The organism is Clostridium saudiense (genome assembly GCF_000577815.1).
In the GTDB taxonomy this organism is placed as follows: Bacteria; Bacillota; Clostridia; order Clostridiales; family Clostridiaceae; genus Clostridium; species Clostridium saudiense.
Window position 1 is genome coordinate 1 of sequence record NZ_CBYM010000079.1, and the last position, 2,644, is coordinate 2,644.

Sequence of the window (2,644 nt, forward strand, 5' to 3'; positions counted from 1 at the left end):
GCGAAATAAAGTCCAGCAATTTGCTGGACTTTATTAATATTACATACTACACATATATAATATATAAAGATTTGATTTTTAGTATCTTTTTAAAAATTTACTCTTGATAACATTTGGACATCTTTTTATGTTGTAGTTATTTGCATATTTTAAAAACAAAGACTAAATTTATAATGTTTAGTATTATACTTATTTAAAATATAATATATCCTCTATTTTATATTTCTTTTTTGCTATCCCAAGCCTCATAGCAGGCGTTACTTCCTCACCTTTATATTTATGTGTCTCACAGAAGTTTAAATATGTTCTTAGAATAGTTATCATATATTGAGCATATTTAGGGTTGAAGTTAGCATATATATAACTTTTCCCTTCCCCTCTGCCTCCTGACAATGGTCTTTCTAATATAGACACCTTTCTTCTTATTTGATTGAAAAATGTGTTTATAGACCTCAAATCTATTCTGTACATTATCTCTGCTAATTCATAACAATTAAGGTTAGATAAATCTGTAACACAATTAATATATCTATTTCCTTCATCCTTATAAGGAAATGGATGGGGGATAGAATCATTAGTTCCAACAACATAATCTTTTTCGTTAATTGTTTGTGTTATATATATATCGTTATTAAATATAGTATGAGCCAATAGGTCTATGGCTGATTTACCTAAACCATCTTTTAAATTATTAGCCTCTTGCCATAATTTAATATTTTCTTTATGAGTTAAATATTGTTTATATGCCTCATTCTTATCTAATTCTTTATCAACCTTGCAGGTAAAAATATGAGTATCATTCTTAGAAATACCTTCTTTATGTATCCTCAAAAGAGAAGTCAGTAAGGCAGTATCTTCATCTGTAACTATAAATAATTTATCAACATTCAATAATTTATTTATTAGCCAATGATGTGCATAAGTAGTGTATGTTGAATTAACATGAAATCCATCTACATACGATTGTCTAACTTCTAAATCTCTTAAAAAAAGTTCCAATTCACTTAAAGTAGAATCATTAGTTATTTTAGATACTTTATACTTACTTGTCTTTTGCAAATATGTATTCAACTTATCTTCCTTATATTTTATATAGTCATTTTTAACTTCGTTTACGGAGGTTGTGAAGTCAAAAGCAACATCTGCTCTAAATATATATCGACTTCTCGAATCCGTAGTCGCTACAATACTTGTAGGAAACAAAGGTTTCTCTTTTTCTAAAATAGAATTTTTACCATGTCCCTTTTTTCTAACATTGTTAAGATGATAAGTGAATTTATCAGTGTTAAGCCATAATGTATCAAAATGAGTATTCTTTAATTTCTTATCTTCATATCGCTCAAGAAATTCTAAACACCTTCTATATAGCCATTCTAACTTATTGTAGTAAGTGCTACTGCCAATATCTAATATTTCACATATTCTTGTTACAGGAGTTCTACTTAGTATTAGTTTCATAAACAGAGGTAGTATATCATTCTTCTTTTGATAGTAAGTAAAACATTCCTTCTGCTCTGGTAAGACATTTGCAATTTTCTTGCATAATTTGCACTGATACTTTTGAGAGTTGCTTGAACTTTTGCCACGTCTATAAAAACTATCAGGATTATCAAGCGGATTTAAATCTTTTTCACAACAATCTTCTTTATGGAATATATAATCTGGCTCAATAGGAACTGTAGTATTAATATCTATTAACCTTTTAATTTCTTCTGCCATTGCCCAATTTGAATAAGGAGCCGCATAACTTCTTATTACAGGTTTATCAATAGTATCATCATTAATATCATTACACTTTATTGATTTAAAACTCTTTCCTGTAATCATATATCGAGAAGGATTCCCCTTTAGATTCTTATACTTTAATTGCTCTTTACCATACCATTTACAAAAGGGATTAGCACAAAAGTTAGTTTGAATGTTATAAGATTTTTTATCAACAACTAATTCTACTGGGGTATATAGAAGGTATCCATATTTTCTCGAAAACTCCATCTTTGATAAAGTGGTATAGTCTATTTCCCTCTGATTAACTTCTTCTTGAGTAATAGGTGGAATAACTTTTACTTTACTAACAGTTTTATCTGACAATCTCTTTAGTTTCATTATTTTTCAACTCCGAATCACTAATAGTATCATACAATGAAGCAAGTATTTTCTTATTGTATCTTTGCTTATTAACCCATTCTATAAAATTAGTATCATCTAATAGGTTTAATAAAAACATATCCAGTATTTCTTCTTCGCTATATTGAGTGTATTTAGAGTAATGCTCTAATATAGCAAGTGTTCTTGTTGATAATTCCAAAGAAACCTTTTTCTTATTTTCTTTTTTAGGTTTTATATACTTCACCTCCGCAACTCCTTTCTTTTAGGTATAAATCACATACGTATTCACATATAAAATCACATACCTATTCACAAAGATAATAAAACTATTATTTTTTTATTTTATATGTGATTTACCCTGTGATTTGCTATGTGATTTTCAATCATTTCTATATTATAATTATTCCCTAAAATAAGCAATATAAACAATTTAATAAAAAAAATCACATGTGAATCGTAATGTGATTTCACATGTGATTTTGATTGAGATTTTAACTTGATTAGCAACTTTTGCACCTTAAAACGGAACCCGTTG

2 protein-coding genes are annotated in these 2,644 nt (G+C 27.8%); both read right to left on the reverse strand.

The genetic code is table 11. The features are described 5' to 3' along the window. Positions 1 to 189: 189 nt before the first annotated feature. Positions 190 to 2,106 carry a hypothetical protein gene (locus TY07_RS16955; RefSeq protein ID WP_052330775.1) on the reverse strand — a complete coding sequence of 639 codons (1,917 nt, stop codon included), beginning with the start codon at positions 2,104 to 2,106 and terminating at the stop codon, positions 190 to 192. Beyond that, positions 2,081 to 2,353, reverse strand: a complete 273-nt coding sequence (locus tag TY07_RS16960) for a hypothetical protein (RefSeq protein ID WP_042403065.1) — start codon at positions 2,351 to 2,353, stop codon at positions 2,081 to 2,083. The genes TY07_RS16955 and TY07_RS16960 overlap by 26 nt, the downstream gene beginning before the upstream one ends. Positions 2,354 to 2,644 lie beyond the last annotated feature (291 nt).

Excerpts from the sequence above, each read along its gene's own strand:
- TY07_RS16955 (WP_052330775.1), bottom strand. The coding sequence starts at position 2,106 with ATGAAACTAAAGAGATTGTCAGATAAAACTGTTAGTAAAGTAAAAGTT.